Origin of the sequence: Rhizobium sp. AAP116 (assembly GCF_001295785.1) — a bacterium.
Classification (GTDB): Bacteria; Pseudomonadota; Alphaproteobacteria; order Rhizobiales; family Rhizobiaceae; genus Allorhizobium.
Map to the genome: position 1 here is coordinate 193,623 of NZ_LJIB01000025.1, position 21,229 is coordinate 214,851.

The following is a 21,229-nucleotide window of genomic DNA, read 5'->3' on the forward strand; positions in this document are numbered from 1 at the left end:
AAAAAAGCATAGTCCATATGAGGCTGCTCAAGAATTGAGATCTAGACCTATGGCCTTACGCTGCCGCTTCCAGGTGCCCCATCTTGGTATCCGGTTAGCGGCATCCAGCGCTGACTAAGCCTTTGAAACTGGTTTATTTTTTTCTCTGGCCTGCTTTGTAATCTTCGCAATCAGCGCCGCGCGCTCCCGGAAATCTTCGGGGTCAGATCCGTTTGATGATGGCACTCGCGCGAAATGTTCAGCCCTAAGGCTTCCACCATATACTAGCGTAGATTTCTTCCTATTAGGTTTTCCCTTAGCAGTTTTTTCGTACCAGCGATGTGGTGCGATACTGCGCCCAATAAGTGGCTCAAGATCCACTTTGTCGACAAGCTCTCCGTTTTGAGCGAACTTGTAGGCTCTCAAGCCGCCCGCAATAATAACAGTTGCCGTGCGGGTCTCGAAGTCGCAATCGATGAAGTCGATTGTTCGTTGCAGCGCTTGTGATAGCCGCGATCGGCTTTCGTAGATCTCTAAATCGTCTGCATGTCCCCAGGATCTCCGTTCAATCGCAAGTCGCAATGCAACCTCAGACGCGTCTTGCTCCCCGCTGCTGATTTCGCCAATTTCCTCGTTCAGTTCATGAATTCTGTCTTGAAGCTCTTGTTCCTCGCTCTTTCGCTTCGTCAACTCTCTAAGAATATCCTGCCGCACGGCCGGTACATCGGACATCTCTGCGATATCAATAAGGTTCCTGATTTTCGTTTTGTGCTGTTGCATTCTCGTCTGAGCTTCACCGATCAACGCGTTCAATTCTTGCACCCGAGAAAGCGGTGAGCGGCGCAGGAGTTGGGCGTCCAGATGAAATTCAGGAACGTTGTCAAGTACTGCAGTTTCTAGGAGATCGTAGCGAAAATTACCTTTGCTCGCGCAACCTCCACCTCGATAGGAATTGTCGCAACAGACATAGCGCTGGGGTTTGCCCTTGTATCCGCCGTTTCGCATCCGAAGGCGGGCTCCGCAGTGAGTGCAGCGCAGTAACTCCCCAAGCATGTTCGACATCTTTTTGCCCTTCCGACCATTGCTGATCGGTCGTCTCCGTCGGTTGGTTTGTACGCGCCAGAATAGGTCTTCGGGGACCGCTGCCGGCAGATATCCTAGGAGCGGCTGTCCAAAGGGCACTCGTTTTCCGTCGATCATCTCAGTAGGTTGATACGTTCCTATCACAGCTTCATTGCGAATGAGAGCGCTGACGTAACCCTGCTGCCACAGGCCTGATCCGCGAAAGGTCCGAGTTTGCGTGGAGTTCAGCTGTGCGGCTATGGCAACCTGCCCTAGGCCGCTGTCCGCCAGATCGAACACCCGTCTAACGGTTTCAGCGTGCTCGTTGAGGCGGTACTCAAAGTGGCCGGGTGCAGTCTCGACTGTGTCGATCCAGCTGAACATTCGTCCCGAGAAGCGACCAATACCTCTAGAGGCATTCTCACGTTGCTTTGCGTGTGCGGCCTTTACACGCTTTGATTTCTGCGTGCTCTCTTCGTGAGCGCGACTCATGATTGCCAGTGACATCATGAGCTGGGTAAAATTGTCGTCAACGCTGGTCTGCGAGTAGGCTTGGCCGTCCGCTAGCGTGACGACAGTTATCCCAGCGTTTATGAGTTCAATGAAGGGTGGAATGGCGAACCGCACTTGTTGTCGGGAAAGCCTGTCTAGGCTTTCAACGAGGAGATAAGATCCAGCCTGCACCTCGCCCGTTTTGACCATGGCGAGGAATTTGCCTAACGCGCCCGACTTGAGATTGTCGCCGGCCCAAGCGCTAACCCCGATATCTTGCAGTGAGGCGTCAAGGATTAGATTATGAGCTTTGGCGTAGGCCTCGCTGAGCTCCAGTTGCCTGCGCCTGCTATCGCCTCGCAACTGCTGCTTCGAACTCATGCGAACGTAGGAATAGGCAATAGGCCTAGCGCTGTTAATCATCTCGCACCCTCAAGCTGAGAAGTCAGTCTAAGGGGAACACGTTTTACGCCGAGTTACCGTGTCTCGACGAAATAGCGCAAAACATATTTCCGTGTTGACAGTGATGTAGACATTGGCGACTTAACGGACAAGTGGATGGGGCCCACGCAATCCGAATCATGTTTAACGGCGGGCCTGTCCGCAGCTTAAGGTCACTTCGATGCACCCGTCCTCGGCCGATGATCGTTTCGCCGCGTTTCGGCATTCCTCCTACACGCGTTTCTTCTTTGCCCGCTTCCTGGGAGCCTTCGCCACCCAGATCCTCAGCGTCTCCGTCGGCTGGCAGATGTATGACATGACGGGCAATGTCTTCTATCTCGGTCTGATCGGTCTGGTGCAATTCCTGCCGTCACTGCTCCTGATCCTTGTCACCGGTTCCGTCGCCGACCGCTATAACCGCCGGGCCATCGTCTCGATCTGCATGATCGTCAGCGCCATCTGCGCCGGAGCGCTGCTTGGGCTGACCATCGCCGATGCCTTCGAGCCGACGATCGTATTTGCCATCCTCGTCGTCTTCGGCATCGAGCGCGCCTTTGCAGCGCCCGCCGTGCAGTCGCTTGCGCCCAACCTGGTGCCGCAGAAGGATCTCTCCAACGCGGTCGCCTGGAATTCGTCCTCCTGGCAGACAGCGTCGATCGTCGGCCCCGTGGCCGGTGGTCTGCTCTACGGAGCGAGCCCTGTTGTCGCTTATTCCGTGTCCTTTGCTTTCTTCGCGGCCGCGGCCATCCTGGTTTTCCTGGTCAAGCGTCCGCCGCAGCGGAAGTCGGAGAAGGCCGTCAGCCTCGACACCCTGTTTGCTGGCTTCCGTTTCATCTTCGGTGAGAAGGTGGTGCTGGGTGCGATCTCGCTCGACCTCTTCGCGGTCCTGCTCGGCGGAGCCGTGGCGCTGATGCCGGTCTTTGCGCGTGACATTCTCGATCTCGGCCCCTGGGGGCTCGGTCTCCTGCGCGCCGCACCCGGGATCGGCGCCATCATCGTTGCCATCGCGCTGGCGACCTTCCCGATCCGTCACAATGCCGGGATCTTTATGTTCATCGGTGTTGCGCTGTTCGGGGCCGGCACGATCGTCTTTGGGTTGTCCGAATATGCGTGGCTTTCGATCCTCGCCTTGATGCTGATGGGTGCCGCCGACATGGCGTCCGTCTATGTGCGTGAGACGCTGATCGCTCTCTGGACTCCAGACGAGGTGCGTGGCCGGGTCAATGCCGTCAACATGGTCTTTGTCGGAGCTTCCAACGAGCTCGGCGAATTCCGCGCCGGCACCATGGCGCATTTCATCGGGCCTGTGCCAGCTGTCGTGATCGGTGGTTTCGGCACGCTCGCCGTTGCGGCCGTCTGGGCGCTCGGTTTCCCGCAGCTGCGCAAGATCGACAGTCTCGAAGTGCCGGAGCGTCAGGAGGCGCGCTGATCACGCTCGAAGATCAGGTCGAGGAAATCCGAAAGCCAGGCGCGCAAGGGGGCGTCGAAGATCATCCGGCCTTCCAGATGTTCCCGGCCTTGCTGGGCATTCGGTAGCACGAATCGATGTGCACCATGGACGACCCAGCGGTGCATCATGGCGCGGGTCAGTTCGGCATGGAACTGCACGGCCCAGGCGTTTTCGCCATAGCGGAAGGCCTGGTTCGGGTAGATATCCCCGCTCGCGAGCAATTTTGCACCATTGGGCAGGCTGAAACCCTCGCGATGGAAGTGATAGACCATCTTCGGCCAATGCATCAGCAGGCGGCCATGCTCCGTCGGCCGGATCGGATACCAGCCGATCTCGGTGCGTTCCTCGCGGTCGGCCTCCACCTTGCCGCCGAGATGGCGGACCAGCATCTGGGCGCCGAGGCAGATGCCGAGGAACGGCTTGTTTTCCTTGAGCGGGACATCGAGCCAGTTGATTTCGGTCTTGATGTAATCGTCGGGATCATTGGCACTCATTGGCCCGCCGAAGACGACGGCGCCAGCGTGGTTCCTCAGGCTCTTCGGCAAGTCTTCGCCGAGCACCGGGCGGCGGATGTCGAGCGGGTAACCCTTTTCTTCCAACATCTGGCCGACCCGGCCGGGGCTTGAGCGTTCCTGATGCAGGACGATCAGGACAGGCAGCTTGCGATCGCGTGAACGCGACCGTTCCTCACGTGGCATCGTCGATTGCTCCAAGACCCGCACGTTCGGCTGCTTCCTGCCGCTGGACGATGCGTTCACGCCCGGAGACACCGAGCAGATCGGCAACCCGCCAGATCGCGTGGTCTTCCATTTCGCTGCGGGTGCCATCGGCATAGACAATGTCCCAGAGGATGCCCACGAGGTGCTGGCGCTCATCTTCATTCAGCTGGCGCTTCAGCTCTGTGGTGAAGCGATAGTAGTCGACCGCCTCGCTTTCCGCGTCCTGACCGGCTTCGATCAAGGCGTCGAGGGCGCTATCTTCAAGCCCGTATTCTTCTTTCAGGATTTCCCGCAGTTTCATCCGCTCGGTATCGCGCACGACGCCGTCTGCCTCCATGACCTGAAGACAGAGGGCAGCGACGGCGATCCGGGGATCGTCGGGGGCGAAGACCGCCTTGGGGCGGTCCTGCATCACGGATTGGAAGAAGGCTTGCAAGCGGTCGAGCATGCGGATCCCGTCAGAAGAGTTTCAGGCGCGTTTTGGCTTCGGGTGCGGCGAGCGCCGGATCCTTGACCCCGGGGTCATCGGGCGGCCGGCCGAAGAATGGCTCGACCACAGCTGGCTCCTGCGCAGCGGCAGTGGCCTCTCTGGATGCGATCACCGCAGGTTTCTCCGGCTTTGTCGCTTTGGCCGGAGGTGCCTCCGGTTCGATTGCTTTTGCTTGAGGCTCGGCATCGATCACCCGGGCTTCCGGTTGCACTATTTTCGGCTTTGCCGTCTCGAACTGAGGTTCGGGCTGCGCAGGCGCTTCGGTCCTTGCAACAGGTGGCAGGGAGGCAAGTGCCTTTTCGCCTTCGGAGACGCTGCCTTCTTCGATCGGGCCGGCCAGTTGGTCGAAGGGTGTCTTCCATTCGAAGGCATCGAGACGACCGGTGACCGGCGATATCGGCATCCAGCGTTCAGAGACATGGCCGTCGGCCACCCAGGCGGGGTCGCGCGGCGCCTTCAGGGCCTGGCCCATCCAATGACGGATACGGCCCTGGTCGCCGGTTTCGGCCTCTTCAATATCCGCAAGGAGCAGATAGACCCGTTCGCGCGAAGCGATACGGGCAGCAGCTTCCGCCTTTGTCCGAGCCTTCTTGAAATCCTGGGCATCGAGCGCTGCCTCGGCGACAACAAGCAACGACTCGTAATTGTTCGGCTTCAGGGCCTCAAGCTTCTCCGCCTTCTTCAGACGATCGACGGCGCTGTCACCGCTGCGCGCCCGCACATAGGCCCGGGCAATTTCCGGGTGCGGTTCGATCTTCCAGACCTGTTCCAGCGTGTGTGACGCCTTGCGGAGGTTGTCTTCGCGCATATAGGCCTTGGCGGCCACGATCGCAGCCGGGACGAGACCCTTGGCGAGCTTCAGTGCCTTCAACGCGCTGTCGCGTGCGCCCGCCGGTTCGGCTTCGAGCTGGTCCTCGGCCTTTGCGGTCAAAAGCACGGCCTTCAGACGTTCGGCCTCATGGCGTTCCAGGACATGGGCGATCTTCTGCTGGTCGAGCAGTCGGATCGCATCGTCCCAGTGCCCGGCGCGGCAGCGGTGTTCGAGCGTCGCCTTGGCCGCCCAGGGCAGGTAGGGAGCAGCTTCCGCTGCGGTTTCGGCATATTGCCGGGCTGCCTCATGGGCCCCCAGACGATTTGCCTCGACATAAAGGCCGCGTAGGCCCAGCTCTCGGGTCTCCGGATCTTCGGACATCTCCTGGAACAGCCGGCGGGCCTCGTCATGGCGGCCTTCGATCAGAGCGGCCTGGGCATCCAGCACGCGGATCAGGGGCTCCTGATCCGCGCGTATCAGGCTTCTGGCGCGGGCGCTCATCTTGCGGGCCAGGATCGCGTTTCCAGCACCTGCGGCAATCAGACCGGTGGAGAGCGCCTGATAGCCGCGGTCGCGCTTGCGGGCGCGGAAGAAGCGGCGAACAGAGTGAGGCGAAGTCCAGAGCGTGCGCAGCAGCCACCAGGTCACCATGATCACGGCGACGAGCCCGACGAGCGCCGTCACGGCGACTATGAGATCGGTATTGTACTGTTGACCTTCCCAGATCAGCGAGATTTCGCCGGGACGATCCGCGATCCAGGAGAAGCCGAAGCCGAGCGCCAGGATGAAACCGAAGAAGAAGAGGACCTTGAGGATGGTTGTCATGCGTCAGCCTCCGTTTCCGGCCACGGTCTGAGACAGCGCCGCGGCTACCCGCTCCTCGGCCTCGATCCGGTTCTTAAGAGTTGTCGCAAACTCCGATGAGGCCGCCTTTCCGGCTTCAGGCAGTGTTTCCCATTCCAGGGCCGCGCCCTTGAGGTCGCCATTCTGCAGCTTGTTTTCAACGCGCGCGACGATGGCCTCCGGCGTATCGCCCTCTACATTGCCGACGGGCCTTACCTTGACCAGCGAGCGGGCGCTCGCCATCAGGCGATCGGTCCAGCCTTCGCCTTGCTCCGGCTGGTGGATGGCGGCGAGGATCTCTTCCGCCACCTGGTTGAACTGCCGTGTCAGATCCGATCGAGACGGTACGCCGTTGCTTGCAAGCGGTGTGAGTGCGGCAACCGCCGGATCCTCGGGCGAAACGCTTTTCAAGGCGTCTAGCTCCGACAGGAACGGGCCGCCGCGATCGATTGCGGTCTTCAAACCGGAAAGGGCGATGGCACGCGCCATTTCAACGTCGCTGCGTGGTTCGTCCAGCTTGCGCTCGGCTTCATCAAGTCGCGTGGCGCTCTGGTCGAGCGCCTGCTTGTTGCTGGCGATTTCCGCACGCAGGGACTCGATCGCCTGTTCAGCAGCGACCAGCTGCGTCTTGAGTGCTTCGACAGCGGCGGCATCGGCGGTCGGCTCGGAGCCCGCATTGGCGACGCTGGTTTCAAGCGCTGTTATCCGCTCGGCAAGTGCAGGGTCGGTGGCGGGCGCCGCGGGTTGTGCCGCCAGGCGCGCGACTTCGGCCTTCAACGCGTCAAGCTCTGCCGTGTCCACGGCTGGAGCCTGGACCGCCTGTTCCGGGCCCAGGCCGGGAACGATCCCGGCATATTGCATGCTGCCGGCCAGAGCGAGTGCCACGAGGCCGCCGAAGATGCCGGAGGCAACCAGGGTCGAGGTCGGAGGGGACTGGCGAACCGGTTCCCGGCTGGTGGTTGTCTCGCTTTTCGCTGCCGTTTCAGCACGCGTTTCCGTGTCATCGACAGGGGCGGTTTCAGCCGTCCGCTCCGGCGTGGGCGTCCAGGGATCTGCTGGCGTTTCAGGGGGAGCGTCGTTCGAAGCCGTGGCACTTGCGGTCGGCTCGTCGGGCACGGCAGACGAGGCAGGGGTATCCGATCGCAGAGCATCGGCCTCGGCATTGCCGGAATCCGCGGCGGACTTGGTTTCCTCAGCGGTCAGGTCGATTGTCACCGGATCATCGGTGGCTTTCGATCGACGGGGTGGCTTTCCGGAAACCATGGCAACCTCTTCATTTCGCGCGTGTGATTAAACCTAGTCAGTCCTCAAGGCGAAGGGAAGGCCCGAGGTTCCATTTCACGCGGCACTGCATCAAAGCAGAAGAAGGAGCAGATCCTCGCGAGGTTCCATAGGCCAACGGCTTCTGGCGTGAAAATCTGCCGGCAGGGTGTCTGCAATCTTTTCACTCAGGCAGAGAAAGCGTGTCCGCGGCCAGTCGAGCACTTCGCTCGTTCGGTCGTGCAGCTCCCCGAGACGCCTTGCCGTTTCGGAGGAGTAGACCAGAATTGCTTCCGGCATCGGGGTGAGCTTGTCGATTACCGCGGTGTCGGGATAGGTGGACGGAACCATCCGGTAACATTCTCGTACGTCCACCATGCGTCCCGCCTCTCGCAGCTTGGCTTCGAAGTCTGGAGAGCGTGGAGTTCCCGTCAAATAGAGGATCGATGCGCCCGGATGTTGGTTCGACTTCGCGATGAGCAGTCCAGCCAGGGAGTGTCCGTCACCGTCGGCAACCGAAACATCCTTGAAACCGGCCTCTCTTGCTGCACGGGCCGTGGCGCGACCGACGGCGAAGAGGGGCGGAGCCAGGAAGGGACGTCTTGCATTGTCCGGAAGCGTTTTCAGCACGCGCATCGCTTCGGCACTGGTCACGGCAAGGAAACCTGCGTCGGGCGCGGGAGGGGAGGCGAGTGCCTCGGGCTGTTGCATCGCCTGCATCAGGGGCAGGAGCACGGGCTCATGACCACGGCGTTCGAGTTCGGCGGCGGTTCTGGCCGAGGCCGGCTCCGGACGCGTCACGAGAACGCGCATGCCTCAATTCCAGCTATCGAAGAAGTCGCTGCCGGCCTTGCTGCGAACTGTGCCGCCGGCTCTCGCGCCGAGTACGGCAGCCTCTGTCCGGCTTCCCTCGATCTCCACGTCATGCCAGCGGCTTCCGTCGGGCGTCAGGATCATGCCGGCAAAGCGGATTGCGTCGCCCTGCACCGTTGCAAGGCCTGCAATCGGCGTTCGGCAGGAGCCATCGAGCGCGCCGAGAAAGGCGCGTTCGCAGCTGACAGCGTCAAAGGTATCGTGGTCATTGATCGCTTCGAGCAGGTCGTTGACCCTTGCATCGCCGATGCGGCTCTCGATGCAAATCGCGCCCTGCGCCGGTGCCGGGGGAAAGTCGCTCGGGTCGAGCAGTTCGGTCGGGATCTCGGGCTTGCCGAGACGGCGCAGGCCGGCATAGGCGAGCAGCGTCGCATCCACTTCGCCATCGGCAAGCTTGCGCAGGCGGGTGTCGACCAGGCCGCGGAAGGTGATCACGTTGATATCTGGGCGGATGCGGCGGATGAGGGCCTGGCGACGCAGCGAAGACGAGCCGACGGTTGCCCCTTCCGGCAGCTCCTTCAGCGTCGGAGCGGTGCGGCCAACGACGGCATCACGAACATCTTCGCGCGGCAGGAAGGCCGAGAGGAAAAGCCCTTCCGGCAGCTTGGTCGGCATGTCCTTGGAGGAATGCACCGCGAAGTCGAGATCGCCCGAGAGAAGTTGATCCTCCAGCTCCTCGGTGAACAGTCCCTTGCCGCCGATTTCGGACAGCGCACGATCTGTGATCCGGTCGCCCTTGGTGGAGAGCACCACGATCTCGAACATCTCCTCCGGTAGCCCATGGGCGACCATGAGGCGCGCGCGTGTCTCCGAAGCCTGGGCGAGAGCGAGCGGGCTGCCCCGCGTGCCGATGCGGAAAGGTTTTGTTTGCATCCGAACTTGTCCGTTGTTACCGACAGATTTCGTAGACCGGTTTCTCGGCGACCGCAATCAATGAACAGGCTCCATGACATCCAAACTGCGCATCCTCGGCATCGAAACGAGCTGTGACGAGACGGCAGCGGCCGTCGTTACGCGGCTTTCTGACGGCTCGGCCGTCACCGAGGCGGATGTCGTATTGAGCCAGCTCGACGAGCACAGCGCCTATGGTGGCGTGGTGCCGGAGATTGCCGCCCGCGCCCATGTCGATGCGTTGGACACGCTGATCGAGGAAGCGCTCAAGCGCGCGAGCATCACGCTCGCCGAAGTCGATGCGATCGCCGCCACGTCCGGTCCCGGCCTGATTGGCGGCCTGCTTGTGGGGTTGATGACCGGCAAGGCGATTGCGCGCGCAACGGGCAAGCCGCTTTATGCCGTCAACCATCTCGAAGGCCATGCGCTGACGGCGCGCCTGACGGATGGCGTTCCCTTCCCATACCTCATGCTGCTTGTTTCCGGTGGTCATACGCAGCTCGTTCTGGTCAAGGGCGTCGGAGACTACGAGCGCTGGGGCACGACGATTGACGATGCTCTCGGCGAGGCCTTCGACAAGACAGCGAAGCTGCTCGGTCTTCCCTATCCTGGGGGGCCGGCTGTCGAGCGGGCCGCAGCCACGGGCAACCCCAAGCGCTTTGCCTTTCCCCGGCCTTTGGTCGGCGAGGCGCGTCTCGACTTTTCGTTTTCGGGCCTCAAAACCGCCGTGCGTCAGGCGGCAGAAGGCATCGCGCCTGTCACCGATCAGGACATTGCCGATATCTGCGCCTCCTTCCAGCATGCCATTTCGCGCACGCTGAAGGATCGCATCGGCCGTGGCCTGCAGCGCTTCAAGGAAACATTCCCCGAAGTGGCCGAGCCCGCGCTGGTCGTCGCCGGCGGTGTGGCTGCCAACAAGGAAGTACGCCAGACGCTCGACACACTCTGCGGCGAGCATTGCTTCCGCTTCGTCGCGCCGCCGCATCATCTGTGCACCGACAATGCCGTCATGATCGCCTGGGCAGGCCTGGAGCGCATGGCGCTCGGCATGCCCTCGGATGATCTTGCCGTCGCACCCCGCTCGCGCTGGCCGCTGGACCAGGATGCCAAAGCCTTGCTTGCCTACGGCAAGCGGGGAGCCAAGGCATGAGCGGGATGCAGCGTATCGCCGTGATCGGCGCCGGTGCCTTCGGCACGGCGCTTGCGGCCGTGGTGGCGCAGACGGGCAGGGCGGAAGCCCTTTTGGTCGGTCGCGATGCCTCGGTCATGGCTGATCTCGCTGCAAGCCGAATCCATGAGGCTGCCTTGCCGGGCATTCAGTTGCCTAAATCGCTGTCCTTTTCCGCACGGCCGGAAGATCTCGGCGAGGCCGATATCGTGCTCTTCGCCATGCCGTCCCAGGCGCAGATCGCGGCTGCAGAATCCTTTGGGCCACACCTGAAGCCGGGCGTGCCGGTCGTCATCTGCGCCAAGGGGATCGAGAAGCAGAGCTCACGTCTGCTCACCGACGTGCTGGAAACGGCTCTTCCCGGCCATCCGATCGCCATGCTTTCTGGTCCCGGCTTTGCGGCTGATATCGCCAAAGGCTTGCCGACGGCCATGGCGATCGCTGCAGAGGACCTGTTCCTTGCCGAACAACTCGCCAAGGCGATCTCCGGCCAGACCTTCCGTCTTTATGCATCGGACGACCGGATCGGTGTGCAGCTCGGCGGCGCGCTGAAGAACGTACTCGCCATTGCCTGCGGCATCGTCGAGGGCATGGGGCTTGGTGATTCGGCACGGGCAGCCCTGATCGCCCGTGGCCTTGCTGAGATGTCGAGACTGGTCGATGCGATGGGCGGGCGAGGCGATACGGTGCGGGGTCTGTCAGGCCTCGGTGACCTAGTGCTGACCGCGACCAGCCACCAGTCCCGCAATCTGCGCTTCGGTATTGCGCTCGGCAAGGGCGAACCCATAGGCTCCCAGCAGGGATCGCTCGTGGAGGGTGCCTTTGCGGCTGCGGTCGCTGCACGCCTCGCCGAAGGTCACCAGATCGAGATGCCGATCACGGAAGCCGTTGCCGCGATCATCGATGGCAGACTGGACATCCCGACCGCGATCACCCAACTGATGTCGCGACCGATCACCACCGAATAAGAGACCCTTGAGGAGAGAAAAGATGCTGTTTGCCGTCATCTGCGCCGACAAGCCTGGACACCTGAACCTTCGGATGGAAACGCGTCCGCCGCATGTCGAGTGGCTGAACGGGCTCAATGCCGCCGGCCAGTTGAAGATCGCCGGCCCGTTCCTCGACGCGGACGGCAAGCCCTGCGGCTCGATGCTGATCATCGCAGCCGACGACATCGAGGCCGCCAAGGCGCTGGCAGCACAAGACCCCTATGCCAAGGCCGGCCTGTTCGAGACTGTTGAGATCAAGCCCTATAACTGGGTCTTCAACAATCCGGAGGCGTGAACGGCATGGCATTCTGGCTCTACAAGTCCGAACCCTTCAAGTGGTCCTGGGAAATGCAGAAGGCCAAGGGCGATGTCGGGGAAGAGTGGACCGGCGTTCGCAATTATCTCGCGCGCAACAACATGCGGGCGATGAAGATCGGCGACAAGGGCTTTTTCTACCATTCCAACGAGGGTCTGGAAGTCGTCGGGATCGTCGAAGTCTGTGCGCTCTCTCATCCGGATTCGACCGCCGAGGGGGATGCCCGCTGGGACTGCGTCGACATCCGCGCCGTCTGCGACATGCCGAAGCCGGTCAGTCTTAAGGATGTGAAGGCAAACGAGAAACTGTCGAAGATGGCGCTTGTTACCTCTATGCGGCTCTCGGTCCAGCCGGTGACGGACGACGAATATTTCGAGGTCTGCCGCATGGGCGGTCTCGACAATCCGCCCGTCTGATCTCCTCGTGAAGACAGATCCTGATCGATTCATCCTCGAAAACACCAGCGTGTTGTCTCCGCCGCATGTGCCGGAGATACGTCTGCACCTTGCAAGCGAGGTGCATGATCTCTGGATGAAAACCGAGGAGGATCTGGAAGCGATCGGTCTGCCGCCGCCGTTCTGGGCCTTTGCCTGGGCGGGCGGCCAGGGGCTCGCGCGCTACATCCTCGATCATCCGGAAACGGTGAGGGGGAAACGCGTTCTCGATTTTGCCAGCGGTTCGGGAATGGTGGCGATTGCAGCTGCCCTTTCGGGTGCAGCCGCCGTGGTGGCCGCCGATATCGATCCCTGGGCGAAATGTGCGGTGCGGCTGAATGCCGCTCTCAATGGCGTGAGCATCGATTTCACCAATGACGACCTGATCGGCCGATCCGTCGATGTCGACGTGATCCTTGCCGGCGATGTCTTTTATGAGAGCGATTTTGCCAAGGCGCTGGTCGCCTGGTTCAGCGCCACTGCGAAGGATGGATGTCTCGTCCTGGTCGGAGATCCCGGACGCAGCTATCGCCCGATTGATAATCTCGAGCCGCTGGCGACCTATGAGGTGCCTGTCACGCGCGTTCTGGAAGACAGCGAGATCAAGAAGACGACCGTCTGGCAATTTCTCTAGTTTCTTGGCCGGATCACGCAGACACCGGCCTCGAACGAGCAGGCCTCATCCGGATTTTCGGTAGAAATTTCAATGATTTTTGCCTTGGGCGCACGATAGGCAATGACTTGCGGCCTCAAGCCCCTGTCGATGGCGAGGAACACCCCGTTGCCCTTGATGCGCAGCCCCGAGACGCTGCCAACGAAGGTGCCGATGCCGGGGATGACAGACGGAAGACCGTTGCTGCCGATCACCGCCTGGCCCTGGGATTTGTAATGGCCATGGCCTCGGTCATGCCGCTCCCCGGCGAGGCCGACATCGGCGGTGGAGATGAGCGCGATGGCCGCAGCTGTCAAAACGGAACCATACTTTAGCATGCGGCAACCTCCGGGACGCAGTTAACAAATCGTTAACCCCAACATGCCGCAACTGGTTGCTAAAGTCATCCATCTCAACGCTTTTTTCGTATGGAAGAATGCGGTTCGCATGGACGCTAAAGGTCTGTTCACGCGAATCGATTAAATTGAAATCGTCAAGCGAATGTGCTTGTCGTCCGGGGTTTCGAGGATTAAACGTCCCCCTGATGCAATGCCACAAACGTTATGACGCATTGCAAACAATATGTCCGGACTCTCGGACCGCATCGAGACGCCGCGAGGTTTAGATGGCGAATGTGACTAAAAACCGGCCTCTGTCGCCGCACCTGCAAATCTACAAGCCTATCCCCACAATGATCATGTCGATCCTGCACCGTATCACCGGTGCGGCGCTTTATTTCGGCACGATCCTCGTGGCTTGGTGGCTTGTGGCAGCCTCAACGGGCGCCGAATACTTCGAGTGGGTCAGCTGGTTCATGGGAACCATCATCGGCCGCCTGATCCTGTTCGGCTATACCTGGGCACTCATCCATCACATGCTCGGCGGTCTGCGCCACCTGATGTGGGATGTCGGCTACGGCTTCGACAAGCATTTCTCCACGAAGCTCGCCAAAGCAAACATCATCGCATCCGTCGTCCTGACGATCCTCGTCTGGGTCGTTGCCTATATCATTCGCACCTGAGGCACCATTCCATGGATATGCGCACTCCGCTCGGCAAGGTCCGCGGTCTCGGCTCGGCCAAGGAAGGCACCGAGCATTTCTGGCGCCAGCGCGTCACGGCCGTCGCCAACATTCCTCTGATCCTCTTCTTCGTCGGCTTTCTGGTCATGTACAACGGCCAGCCCTATGCCGAAGTGGTTGGCGCATTGTCGCACCCGCTTGTTGCCGTCGTCATGGCTCTGGTCGTGCTGTCGGCACTGATCCATATGAAGCTGGGCATGCAGGTGATCATCGAGGACTATGTCCATGCCGATATCGCCAAGCTTTTGCTTCTGATGCTGAACACGTTCTTTGCAATCCTGATCGGTGGCCTCTGTCTTTTCGCCATCTTGAAGATCGCATTCGTAGGGTAAATCAACATGGCAACCATTCATAACTTCGCCCAGACCGGCAAGGCCTACACCTATGTTGACCATTCCTACGACGTCGTGGTCGTCGGTGCCGGTGGCGCCGGACTGCGCGCGACGCTCGGCATGGCCGAACAGGGCTTCAAGACGGCTTGCATCACCAAGGTTTTCCCGACCCGTTCGCACACGGTCGCAGCACAGGGCGGTATCGCCGCCTCGCTGAACAACATGACGCCCGACTGCTGGCAGTGGCACCTTTACGACACCGTCAAGGGTTCCGACTGGCTCGGCGACGTTGACGCCATGCAGTATCTCGCCATGGAAGCGCCGAAGGCGGTCTATGAGCTCGAGCATTACGGCGTGCCCTTCTCACGTAACGAGGAAGGCAAGATCTATCAGCGCCCCTTCGGCGGTCACATGCAGAACTATGGCGAAGGCCCGCCGGTACAGCGCACCTGTGCTGCCGCCGACCGTACCGGCCACGCCATCCTGCACACGCTCTACGGCCAGTCGCTGCGCAACAATGCCGAGTTCTTCATCGAGTATTTCGCGCTCGACCTGATCATGTCTGATGATGGCAGCCGCTGCACCGGCGTCGTTGCCTGGAACCTCGACGACGGCACCATCCATCGCTTCTCCGCGAAGATGGTCGTGCTCGCGACCGGCGGCTATGGCCGTGCCTATTTCTCTGCAACGTCCGCTCACACCTGCACCGGTGACGGCGGCGGCATGATCGCCCGCGCGGGCCTTCCGCTGCAGGACATGGAATTCGTCCAGTTCCACCCGACCGGTATCTACGGCGCCGGCTGTCTGATCACCGAAGGCGCACGCGGCGAAGGTGGTTACCTCGTCAACTCTGAAGGCGAGCGCTTCATGGAGCGCTATGCTCCTTCGGCGAAGGATCTCGCCTCGCGTGACGTTGTCTCGCGCTGCATGACGATGGAAATCCGTGAAGGCCGCGGCGTCGGCAAGAATAAGGACCACATCTTCCTGCATCTCGATCACCTCGATCCGGCCGTCCTGCACGAGCGCCTGCCGGGCATTTCGGAATCGGCGAAGATCTTCGCCGGCGTTGACGTGACCCGCGAGCCGATCCCGGTTCTGCCGACGGTTCACTACAACATGGGCGGCATTCCGACGAATTACTGGGGCGAAGTGCTGAATGCCGACTCCAACAATCCGGAACGCATCATTCCGGGCCTGATGGCTGTCGGTGAAGCCGGTTGCGCCTCGGTGCACGGTGCGAACCGTCTCGGCTCCAACTCGCTGATCGACCTCGTGGTCTTCGGTCGTGCGGCTGCGATCCGGGCTGCTGAGGTCATCGACCGCACGTCGCCGATCCCGGCGCTGAATGTTGCCGCCTGCGACAAGATCATGGATCGCTTCGACAACACGCGTCACGCTTCGGGTCAGACCCCGACCGCTGTGCTGCGCGACAAGATGCAGCGCGCCATGCAGGACGATGCGGCCGTGTTCCGCACGCAGGAATCGCTCGAAAGCGGTTGCAATCGTCTGTCTGCGATCTGGAAGGAACTGCCGGACATCAAGGTCACCGACCGTTCTATGATCTGGAACTCGGACCTGGTCGAGACGCTCGAACTGCACAACCTGATGGCCAATGCGATCACCACGGTCTATGGCGCCGAGGCTCGCAAGGAGAGCCGTGGTTCGCATGCTCGAGAAGACTACACGTCCGGTCCGTATGGCGGTCGCGACGACGAGAACTGGCGCAAGCATACGCTGGCCTGGGTCTCGGAAGCGGGTGACGTCAAGCTCGACTACCGCCCTGTCCATACCGAGCTCATCGCTGAAGGCATCGATCCCAAGAAGATCGCGCCCAAGGCTCGCGTCTACTGATTTGAGGACCTCATCATGGTAGAACTCGCTCTCCCCAAGAATTCCCAGGTCACCGAAGGCAAGGTCTGGCCGAAGCCGGCCGGTGCCAAGAACGTTCGCGAATACCGGGTCTATCGCTGGAGCCCGGATGACGGCGCCAATCCGCGCATCGATACCTATTACATCGATGTCGACGATTGCGGCCCGATGGTTCTGGACGGCCTTCTCTACATCAAGAACAATATCGACCCGACGCTGACGCTGCGTCGTTCCTGTCGTGAAGGCATCTGCGGCTCGTGCGCGATGAACATCGACGGCACGAATACGCTCGCCTGCACCAAGGGCATGGATGAGGTGAATGGGACCGTTAAGGTCTATCCGCTGCCGCATATGCCTGTGGTCAAGGATCTGGTGCCTGATCTCTCGAACTTCTACGCCCAGCATCGTTCGATCGAGCCTTGGCTGCAAACGGTCTCCCCGCCTCCGGCGAAGGAATGGAAGCAGAGCCACGAGGATCGCCAGAAGCTCGACGGTCTGTACGAGTGCATTCTCTGCGCCTGCTGCTCGACCTCCTGTCCGAGCTACTGGTGGAACGGCGACCGTTATCTCGGTCCGGCCGTGCTGCTGCAGGCCTATCGCTGGCTGATCGACAGCCGCGATGAAGCGACCGGCGAGCGCCTCGACAATCTCGAGGATCCCTTCCGCCTCTATCGCTGCCACACGATCATGAACTGCGCCCAGGCCTGCCCGAAGGGTCTGAACCCTGCCAAGGCGATTGCCGAGATCAAGAAGATGATGGTCGAGCGTCGCGCCTGAGCCACATTGTCAAAAGAATGAGAGGCCGCCCGGGAACCGTTTCGGGCGGCCTTAATTTATCCTTATAGTGCCGGCTATCGATCGAACGTGATATGGAACTTGATTAACCATATTCGCGTAACATATCTAAAACTCAGTTGTACGGCAGGTTGCGGCAAAGGTCGCGAGAGCGGGAGTATAATGATGAAATTCAGCCATGCAGTCACCGGAGCAGCCATCCTTCTGGCGCTCGCGGGGTGCCAGCGTACATCCTACAGCAACATGAATGCTGCCAACAGCGCCCTGCCTCCGCTGCAGGCCCAGCCGGTTCCATCAGTGCAGTCCGGCCAGCTTCCTCCTCCAGGTGCGACGGATCCCAACCAGTTTCCCGCTGCGCCCGCGACGACTGCGGCGGCCGTGGGAACGGCGGTCGCACCGGCAACCGCGCTTGACGTCACCAAGGAATCGATGGTCGGCAACTGGCGCGTCCAGAGCGCTGGCGCAAGCTGCGACATGTTCCTGACGCTCACCAATCTCGGCAGCGGCTCGCGTGGCGGCACCCGCGGTTGCGCCGGCGAACTCACGGCGATGGGTTCCTGGGAAGTGTCAGGTAAGTCGGTTGTCCTCAAGGACCGCAACGGCAACACCATCGGCAGCCTCTACAAGACGGCCGACGCCCGGTTCGACGGCAGCACCGCGTCCGGCCAGCCGGTCAGCCTGAGCCGCTGAACCTCCTCTTATACCTGCGGTGGCCCGCTCGGGGCCACCCTCCCGGCGGGACATTTTCTCCATGCAGCCAGTTCCTGACTACGGCTTAAGCGTCGTCGAGCAATTGCGCGCGATGACAGAGTCGGGAACACTTCAGCCCGACCGCTACCAGTTTGGCGTTGCCGAAAAGCTCGACCGGATCCTGACGGAGCTGAAGGCGCGCAAGCCGGCGGCCAAGAAGAGTGCGCTCGGCTGGATGTTTGCCCGGGCACGCAAGCCAGAGATCCCGATCAAGGGTCTCTATATCCATGGCAGCGTCGGCCGCGGCAAGACCATGCTCATGGACCTGTTCTTCCGGCTTGCACCCATCGAGAAGAAGCGCCGCGCGCATTTTCACGAGTTCATGGCCGATGTGCATGCCCGTATCCATGCCCACCGCCAGAAACTGAAGGCCGGCGAGACCAAGCAGGCCGATCCCGTGCCGCCTGTGGCGGAAGCGCTTCGCGAAGAGGCGCAGCTTCTCTGCTTCGACGAATTCACGGTGACCGACATCGCTGATGCGATGATCCTGGCGCGGCTCTTCACCGAGCTTTTTGCGCGGGGTTGCACGCTTGTGGCGACGTCGAATGTCGAGCCGGACAACCTCTATCGTGATGGGCTGAACCGTGGGCTATTCCTGCCCTTCGTCGATCTGCTGAAAAAGAACGTCGATGTCTCGACGCTCGATTCTCCCACAGACTACCGTCTCGAAAAGATGGAGAGCCTACCGGTTTACATTGCGCCCCTCGATGACGCACCGAAGATGATGGACATCGCCTGGAAGCGTGTGACCGAGGGCGCTCCCGAGGTGCCTACATCAATCGAGATGAAGGGCAGGGCCATCGAGATCCCGCGGGCCGCCGGTCGGGCTGCGCGCTTCAGCTTTCACGATCTCTGCGAGCGACCACTCGGCGCATCCGATTATCTGGCGATCGCCAAGCGTTTCGACATCGTCTTCGTTGAGGGTATCCCGCATCTCGGCCCAGAAAAACGGAATGAGACGAAACGCTTCATCATTCTGATCGATGCGCTCTACGACTCCAGTGTTCGGCTGTTCGCCTCTGCCGTTGCGATGCCGGAAACTTTGCTCACGGAGAAGAAGGGCACCGAAGGCTTTGAATTTGATCGAACAGTTTCGCGTCTCTTCGAAATGCGGAGCGCAGATTATCTGGAGCTGCACCAGTCAAAACGTCAAAATCATGACGGCTCGGTGACATAATATTTGACGTTTACGTAAGAATTTTATGTTCTAACCGATTGAAATTGATACACCGAAAATTATCGTTTGCGGTTTAGACCCTTTGGAGCTATGCGGTTTGTCCACAAGGGCAGGCTAACACTCGCCCTCGGCCTTGGTCGCGGATCCAAAAGGAAGTCTACAATGGCGCGCAAGAAGATCGCTCTTATCGGTTCTGGAATGATTGGTGGAACGCTGGCGCATCTCGCCAGTCTGAAGGAACTGGGCGACATCGTCCTGTTCGACATTGCTGACGGCATCCCGCAGGGCAAGGGTCTCGACATTGCCCAGTCCGGTCCCGTCGAAGGCTTCAATGCCAAGCTTTCCGGCGCGAGCGATTACGCCGCCATCGAAGGTGCTGACGTCTGCATCGTGACTGCCGGTGTTGCCCGCAAGCCGGGCATGAGCCGCGATGACCTGCTCGGTATCAACCTCAAGGTCATGGAACAGGTTGGCGCCGGCATCAAGAAGTATGCCCCGAACGCCTTCGTCATCTGCATCACCAACCCGCTCGACGCGATGGTCTGGGCCCTGCAGAAGTTCTCGGGCCTCCCGACCAACAAGGTCGTCGGCATGGCCGGCGTTCTCGACTCTGGTCGTTTCCGCCACTTCCTGTCTGAAGAATTCAACGTTTCCGTCCAGGACGTCACCGCCTTCGTACTCGGCGGCCACGGCGACACCATGGTGCCGCTCGCTCGTTACTCGACCGTTGGCGGCATCCCGCTGACCGACCTCGTGAAGATGGGCTGGGTCACCAAGGAACGCCTCGAAGAAATCATCCAGCGCACCCGTGACGGTGGCGCCGAAATCGTCGGTCTGCTGAAGACCGGCTCGGCCTACTATGCACCGGCTGCTTCCGCCATCGAAATGGCCGAGTCCTACCTCAAGGACAAGAAGCGCGTTCTGCCCTGCGCCGCCTACCTCACCGGCCAGTACGGCGTGAAGGACATGTATGTCGGCGTACCGGTCGTCATCGGTGAAGGCGGCGTCGAGCGCATCATCGAAATCGACCTGAACAAGGCCGAAGAAGAAGCCTTCCAGAAGTCTGTCGGCGCCGTTGCCGGCCTCTGCGAAGCCTGCATCAACATCGCGCCGGCTCTCAAGTAATTGCCATTTCGCCCAAAACAGGGACACGACAATGAACATTCATGAATATCAGGCCAAGGCTCTTCTGAAGAGCTTTGGTGCACCGGTCGCCGAAGGTGTGGCCATCTTCTCCGCAGAAGAAGCCGAAGCCGCCGCAAAGCAGCTTCCTGGCCCGCTCTACGTGGTCAAGAGCCAGATCCATGCTGGCGGCCGCGGCAAGGGCAAGTTCAAGGAACTGTCGCCGGACGCCAAGGGCGGCGTACGCCTCGCTTTCTCGATCGACGAAGCCAAGAGCCACGCCAAGGAAATGTTCGGCAACACGCTGGTGACTGCCCAGACCGGCGACGCCGGCAAGCAGGTCAACCGTCTCTACATCGAAGACGGTGCCGACATCGCTCGCGAACTCTACTGCTCGCTGCTCGTCGACCGCTCGGTCGGCCAGGTTGCCTTCGTCGTTTCGACCGAAGGCGGCATGGACATCGAAGCCGTTGCCCATGACACGCCGGAGAAGATCCACACGATCGCCATCGATCCGCTGACGGGCGTGACGGACGCGGATGTTGCTGCCATCTCCAAGGCCCTGGAGCTTTCGGGTGCGGCTGCCGAAGACGCCAAGGCGCTCTTCCCGATCCTCTACAAGGCCTTCGTCGAGAAGGACATGGCCCTGCTCGAAGTCAACCCGCTGATCGTCATGAAGAATGACCATCTGCGCGTGCTCGACGCCAAGATGTCCTTCGACGGCAATGCGCTGTTCCGCCATGACGACGTCAAGGCGCTGCGCGACGAGACCGAAGAAGACGCCAAGGAAATCGAAGCCTCCAAGTGGGACCTCGCTTACGTGGCCCTCGACGGCAATATCGGCTGCATGGTCAATGGTGCCGGTCTCGCCATGGCGACGATGGACATCATCAAGCTTTACGGCAAAGAGCCGGCAAACTTCTGCGACGTCGGCGGTGGCGCTGGCAAGGAGAAGGTCGCGGCTGCCTTCAAGATCATCACCGCTGACCCGAAGGTCGAGGGCATCCTCGTCAACATCTTCGGCGGCATCATGAAGTGCGACGTCATCGCGGAAGGCGTTGTTGCCGCCGTGCAGGAAGTCGGCCTGAAGGTTCCGCTCGTCGTGCGCCTCGAAGGCACCAATGTCGAACTTGGCAAGAAGATCCTGAACGAATCCGGCCTCGCGATCACCGCGGCCGACGATCTGGACGACGCTGCCAAGAAGATCGTCGCGGCGATCAACGGCTAATCTGA

The 21,229-nt window shown here is 60.9% G+C and carries 22 protein-coding genes; 14 read left to right on the forward strand and 8 right to left on the reverse strand.

The features are described from left to right. Positions 1 to 114: 114 nt before the first annotated feature. Positions 115 to 1,956: a recombinase family protein gene (locus IP85_RS14515; protein WP_054150390.1), complete on the reverse strand. Its 1,842-nt coding sequence runs from the start codon at positions 1,954 to 1,956 to the stop codon at positions 115 to 117. Between the two features lie 199 nt (positions 1,957 to 2,155). Between IP85_RS14515 and IP85_RS14520 the strand changes: the two genes are divergently transcribed. Then, entirely contained in the window at positions 2,156 to 3,403 is a 1,248-nt protein-coding gene (locus tag IP85_RS14520; protein WP_054150391.1) for an MFS transporter, read from the forward strand. On the opposite strand, the gene IP85_RS14525 is transcribed toward IP85_RS14520, so the two are convergent. The 6 genes from IP85_RS14525 to hemC all read right to left on the reverse strand — a co-directional run bounded on the left by IP85_RS14525 (position 3,388) and on the right by hemC (position 9,293). After that, positions 3,388 to 4,122 (reverse strand): glutamine amidotransferase, encoded by a 735-nt coding sequence (locus IP85_RS14525; RefSeq protein ID WP_054150392.1) that lies wholly within the window; start codon positions 4,120 to 4,122, stop codon positions 3,388 to 3,390. The two genes, IP85_RS14520 and IP85_RS14525, sit on opposite strands and share 16 nt — an antisense overlap. Further along, complete coding sequence (locus tag IP85_RS14530; RefSeq protein WP_054150393.1) at positions 4,112 to 4,591, reverse strand: TerB family tellurite resistance protein; 480 nt, start codon at positions 4,589 to 4,591, stop codon at positions 4,112 to 4,114. Before IP85_RS14530 ends, IP85_RS14525 begins: the two co-directional genes overlap by 11 nt. Before the next feature lie 10 nt (positions 4,592 to 4,601). Further along, a complete protein-coding gene (locus tag IP85_RS14535; RefSeq protein ID WP_082347723.1) occupies positions 4,602 to 6,269 on the reverse strand; it encodes a heme biosynthesis protein HemY in 1,668 nt (555 codons plus the stop codon). A 3-nt stretch (positions 6,270 to 6,272) separates the two neighbouring features. Continuing rightward, entirely contained in the window at positions 6,273 to 7,550 is a 1,278-nt protein-coding gene (locus tag IP85_RS14540; protein WP_054150394.1) for a mitofilin family membrane protein, read from the reverse strand. A gap of 90 nt (positions 7,551 to 7,640) precedes the next feature. Continuing rightward, on the reverse strand, positions 7,641 to 8,360 hold the full coding sequence (locus tag IP85_RS14545; protein WP_054150395.1) for a uroporphyrinogen-III synthase: 720 nt from the start codon (positions 8,358 to 8,360) through the stop codon (positions 7,641 to 7,643). Between the two features lie 3 nt (positions 8,361 to 8,363). Continuing rightward, complete coding sequence (gene hemC / locus IP85_RS14550) at positions 8,364 to 9,293, reverse strand: hydroxymethylbilane synthase (RefSeq protein WP_054150396.1); 930 nt, start codon at positions 9,291 to 9,293, stop codon at positions 8,364 to 8,366. A gap of 73 nt (positions 9,294 to 9,366) precedes the next feature. On the opposite strand from hemC, the gene tsaD reads away from it, so the two are divergent. Genes tsaD through IP85_RS14575 form a run of 5 tightly spaced genes read left to right on the forward strand, consistent with a single transcriptional unit; the run spans position 9,367 to position 12,852 of the window. Continuing rightward, the gene (gene tsaD / locus IP85_RS14555; protein WP_054150397.1) at positions 9,367 to 10,461 is read left to right on the forward strand and encodes a tRNA (adenosine(37)-N6)-threonylcarbamoyltransferase complex transferase subunit TsaD; all 1,095 of its coding nucleotides are present in this window, start codon (positions 9,367 to 9,369) and stop codon (positions 10,459 to 10,461) included. Further along, complete coding sequence (locus tag IP85_RS14560) at positions 10,458 to 11,447, forward strand: NAD(P)H-dependent glycerol-3-phosphate dehydrogenase (protein WP_054150398.1); 990 nt, start codon at positions 10,458 to 10,460, stop codon at positions 11,445 to 11,447. Before tsaD ends, IP85_RS14560 begins: the two co-directional genes overlap by 4 nt. Before the next feature lie 22 nt (positions 11,448 to 11,469). Beyond that, positions 11,470 to 11,763, forward strand: a complete 294-nt coding sequence (locus tag IP85_RS14565) for a YciI-like protein (protein WP_054150399.1) — start codon at positions 11,470 to 11,472, stop codon at positions 11,761 to 11,763. A 5-nt stretch (positions 11,764 to 11,768) separates the two neighbouring features. Continuing rightward, positions 11,769 to 12,200 (forward strand): EVE domain-containing protein, encoded by a 432-nt coding sequence (locus IP85_RS14570; protein WP_054150400.1) that lies wholly within the window; start codon positions 11,769 to 11,771, stop codon positions 12,198 to 12,200. A 7-nt stretch (positions 12,201 to 12,207) separates the two neighbouring features. Next, positions 12,208 to 12,852 (forward strand): methyltransferase, encoded by a 645-nt coding sequence (locus IP85_RS14575; RefSeq protein WP_054150401.1) that lies wholly within the window; start codon positions 12,208 to 12,210, stop codon positions 12,850 to 12,852. Here the strand turns inward: IP85_RS14575 and IP85_RS14580 are convergent. Beyond that, complete coding sequence (locus tag IP85_RS14580; protein ID WP_054150402.1) at positions 12,849 to 13,208, reverse strand: hypothetical protein; 360 nt, start codon at positions 13,206 to 13,208, stop codon at positions 12,849 to 12,851. The two genes, IP85_RS14575 and IP85_RS14580, sit on opposite strands and share 4 nt — an antisense overlap. A gap of 287 nt (positions 13,209 to 13,495) precedes the next feature. Between IP85_RS14580 and sdhC the strand changes: the two genes are divergently transcribed. The 8 genes from sdhC to sucC all read left to right on the forward strand — a co-directional run bounded on the left by sdhC (position 13,496) and on the right by sucC (position 21,224). After that, positions 13,496 to 13,891: a succinate dehydrogenase, cytochrome b556 subunit gene (sdhC, locus tag IP85_RS14585; RefSeq protein ID WP_054150403.1), complete on the forward strand. Its 396-nt coding sequence runs from the start codon at positions 13,496 to 13,498 to the stop codon at positions 13,889 to 13,891. Between the two features lie 11 nt (positions 13,892 to 13,902). Beyond that, positions 13,903 to 14,283 carry a succinate dehydrogenase, hydrophobic membrane anchor protein gene (gene sdhD, locus IP85_RS14590; protein WP_054150404.1) on the forward strand — a complete coding sequence of 127 codons (381 nt, stop codon included), beginning with the start codon at positions 13,903 to 13,905 and terminating at the stop codon, positions 14,281 to 14,283. Positions 14,284 to 14,289: 6 nt separating this feature from the next. Further along, on the forward strand, positions 14,290 to 16,134 hold the full coding sequence (sdhA, locus tag IP85_RS14595; RefSeq protein ID WP_054150405.1) for a succinate dehydrogenase flavoprotein subunit: 1,845 nt from the start codon (positions 14,290 to 14,292) through the stop codon (positions 16,132 to 16,134). Between the two features lie 15 nt (positions 16,135 to 16,149). Beyond that, on the forward strand, positions 16,150 to 16,929 hold the full coding sequence (locus IP85_RS14600; RefSeq protein WP_054150406.1) for a succinate dehydrogenase iron-sulfur subunit: 780 nt from the start codon (positions 16,150 to 16,152) through the stop codon (positions 16,927 to 16,929). Between the two features lie 183 nt (positions 16,930 to 17,112). Further along, positions 17,113 to 17,637 (forward strand): protease inhibitor Inh/omp19 family protein, encoded by a 525-nt coding sequence (locus tag IP85_RS14605; RefSeq protein WP_054150407.1) that lies wholly within the window; start codon positions 17,113 to 17,115, stop codon positions 17,635 to 17,637. A gap of 61 nt (positions 17,638 to 17,698) precedes the next feature. Then, positions 17,699 to 18,874 (forward strand): cell division protein ZapE, encoded by a 1,176-nt coding sequence (gene zapE, locus IP85_RS14610; RefSeq protein ID WP_054150408.1) that lies wholly within the window; start codon positions 17,699 to 17,701, stop codon positions 18,872 to 18,874. Positions 18,875 to 19,036: 162 nt separating this feature from the next. Then, positions 19,037 to 19,999 carry a malate dehydrogenase gene (gene mdh / locus IP85_RS14615; protein ID WP_054150409.1) on the forward strand — a complete coding sequence of 321 codons (963 nt, stop codon included), beginning with the start codon at positions 19,037 to 19,039 and terminating at the stop codon, positions 19,997 to 19,999. A gap of 31 nt (positions 20,000 to 20,030) precedes the next feature. Continuing rightward, positions 20,031 to 21,224 (forward strand): ADP-forming succinate--CoA ligase subunit beta, encoded by a 1,194-nt coding sequence (gene sucC / locus IP85_RS14620; RefSeq protein ID WP_054150410.1) that lies wholly within the window; start codon positions 20,031 to 20,033, stop codon positions 21,222 to 21,224. Positions 21,225 to 21,229 lie beyond the last annotated feature (5 nt).

What these genes read in the sequence shown, in the direction of transcription:
- IP85_RS14520 (WP_054150391.1), top strand. Translation starts at nt 2,156, where the DNA reads ATGCACCCGTCCTCGGCCGATGATCGTTTCGCCGCGTTTCGGCATTCC.
- sucC (WP_054150410.1), top strand. Translation starts at nt 20,031, where the DNA reads ATGAACATTCATGAATATCAGGCCAAGGCTCTTCTGAAGAGCTTTGGT.
- IP85_RS14580 (WP_054150402.1), bottom strand. Translation starts at nt 13,208, where the DNA reads ATGCTAAAGTATGGTTCCGTTTTGACAGCTGCGGCCATCGCGCTCATC.
- IP85_RS14605 (WP_054150407.1), top strand. Translation starts at nt 17,113, where the DNA reads ATGAAATTCAGCCATGCAGTCACCGGAGCAGCCATCCTTCTGGCGCTC.
- tsaD (WP_054150397.1), top strand. Translation starts at nt 9,367, where the DNA reads ATGACATCCAAACTGCGCATCCTCGGCATCGAAACGAGCTGTGACGAG.
- IP85_RS14570 (WP_054150400.1), top strand. Translation starts at nt 11,769, where the DNA reads ATGGCATTCTGGCTCTACAAGTCCGAACCCTTCAAGTGGTCCTGGGAA.
- IP85_RS14560 (WP_054150398.1), top strand. Translation starts at nt 10,458, where the DNA reads ATGAGCGGGATGCAGCGTATCGCCGTGATCGGCGCCGGTGCCTTCGGC.
- IP85_RS14530 (WP_054150393.1), bottom strand. Translation starts at nt 4,591, where the DNA reads ATGCTCGACCGCTTGCAAGCCTTCTTCCAATCCGTGATGCAGGACCGC.
- hemC (WP_054150396.1), bottom strand. Translation starts at nt 9,293, where the DNA reads ATGCAAACAAAACCTTTCCGCATCGGCACGCGGGGCAGCCCGCTCGCT.
- zapE (WP_054150408.1), top strand. Translation starts at nt 17,699, where the DNA reads ATGCAGCCAGTTCCTGACTACGGCTTAAGCGTCGTCGAGCAATTGCGC.
- sdhC (WP_054150403.1), top strand. Translation starts at nt 13,496, where the DNA reads ATGGCGAATGTGACTAAAAACCGGCCTCTGTCGCCGCACCTGCAAATC.
- IP85_RS14600 (WP_054150406.1), top strand. Translation starts at nt 16,150, where the DNA reads ATGGTAGAACTCGCTCTCCCCAAGAATTCCCAGGTCACCGAAGGCAAG.
- IP85_RS14565 (WP_054150399.1), top strand. Translation starts at nt 11,470, where the DNA reads ATGCTGTTTGCCGTCATCTGCGCCGACAAGCCTGGACACCTGAACCTT.
- IP85_RS14525 (WP_054150392.1), bottom strand. Translation starts at nt 4,122, where the DNA reads ATGCCACGTGAGGAACGGTCGCGTTCACGCGATCGCAAGCTGCCTGTC.
- IP85_RS14540 (WP_054150394.1), bottom strand. Translation starts at nt 7,550, where the DNA reads ATGGTTTCCGGAAAGCCACCCCGTCGATCGAAAGCCACCGATGATCCG.
- sdhD (WP_054150404.1), top strand. Translation starts at nt 13,903, where the DNA reads ATGGATATGCGCACTCCGCTCGGCAAGGTCCGCGGTCTCGGCTCGGCC.
- mdh (WP_054150409.1), top strand. Translation starts at nt 19,037, where the DNA reads ATGGCGCGCAAGAAGATCGCTCTTATCGGTTCTGGAATGATTGGTGGA.
- IP85_RS14535 (WP_082347723.1), bottom strand. Translation starts at nt 6,269, where the DNA reads ATGACAACCATCCTCAAGGTCCTCTTCTTCTTCGGTTTCATCCTGGCG.
- IP85_RS14515 (WP_054150390.1), bottom strand. Translation starts at nt 1,956, where the DNA reads ATGATTAACAGCGCTAGGCCTATTGCCTATTCCTACGTTCGCATGAGT.
- IP85_RS14545 (WP_054150395.1), bottom strand. Translation starts at nt 8,360, where the DNA reads ATGCGCGTTCTCGTGACGCGTCCGGAGCCGGCCTCGGCCAGAACCGCC.
- sdhA (WP_054150405.1), top strand. Translation starts at nt 14,290, where the DNA reads ATGGCAACCATTCATAACTTCGCCCAGACCGGCAAGGCCTACACCTAT.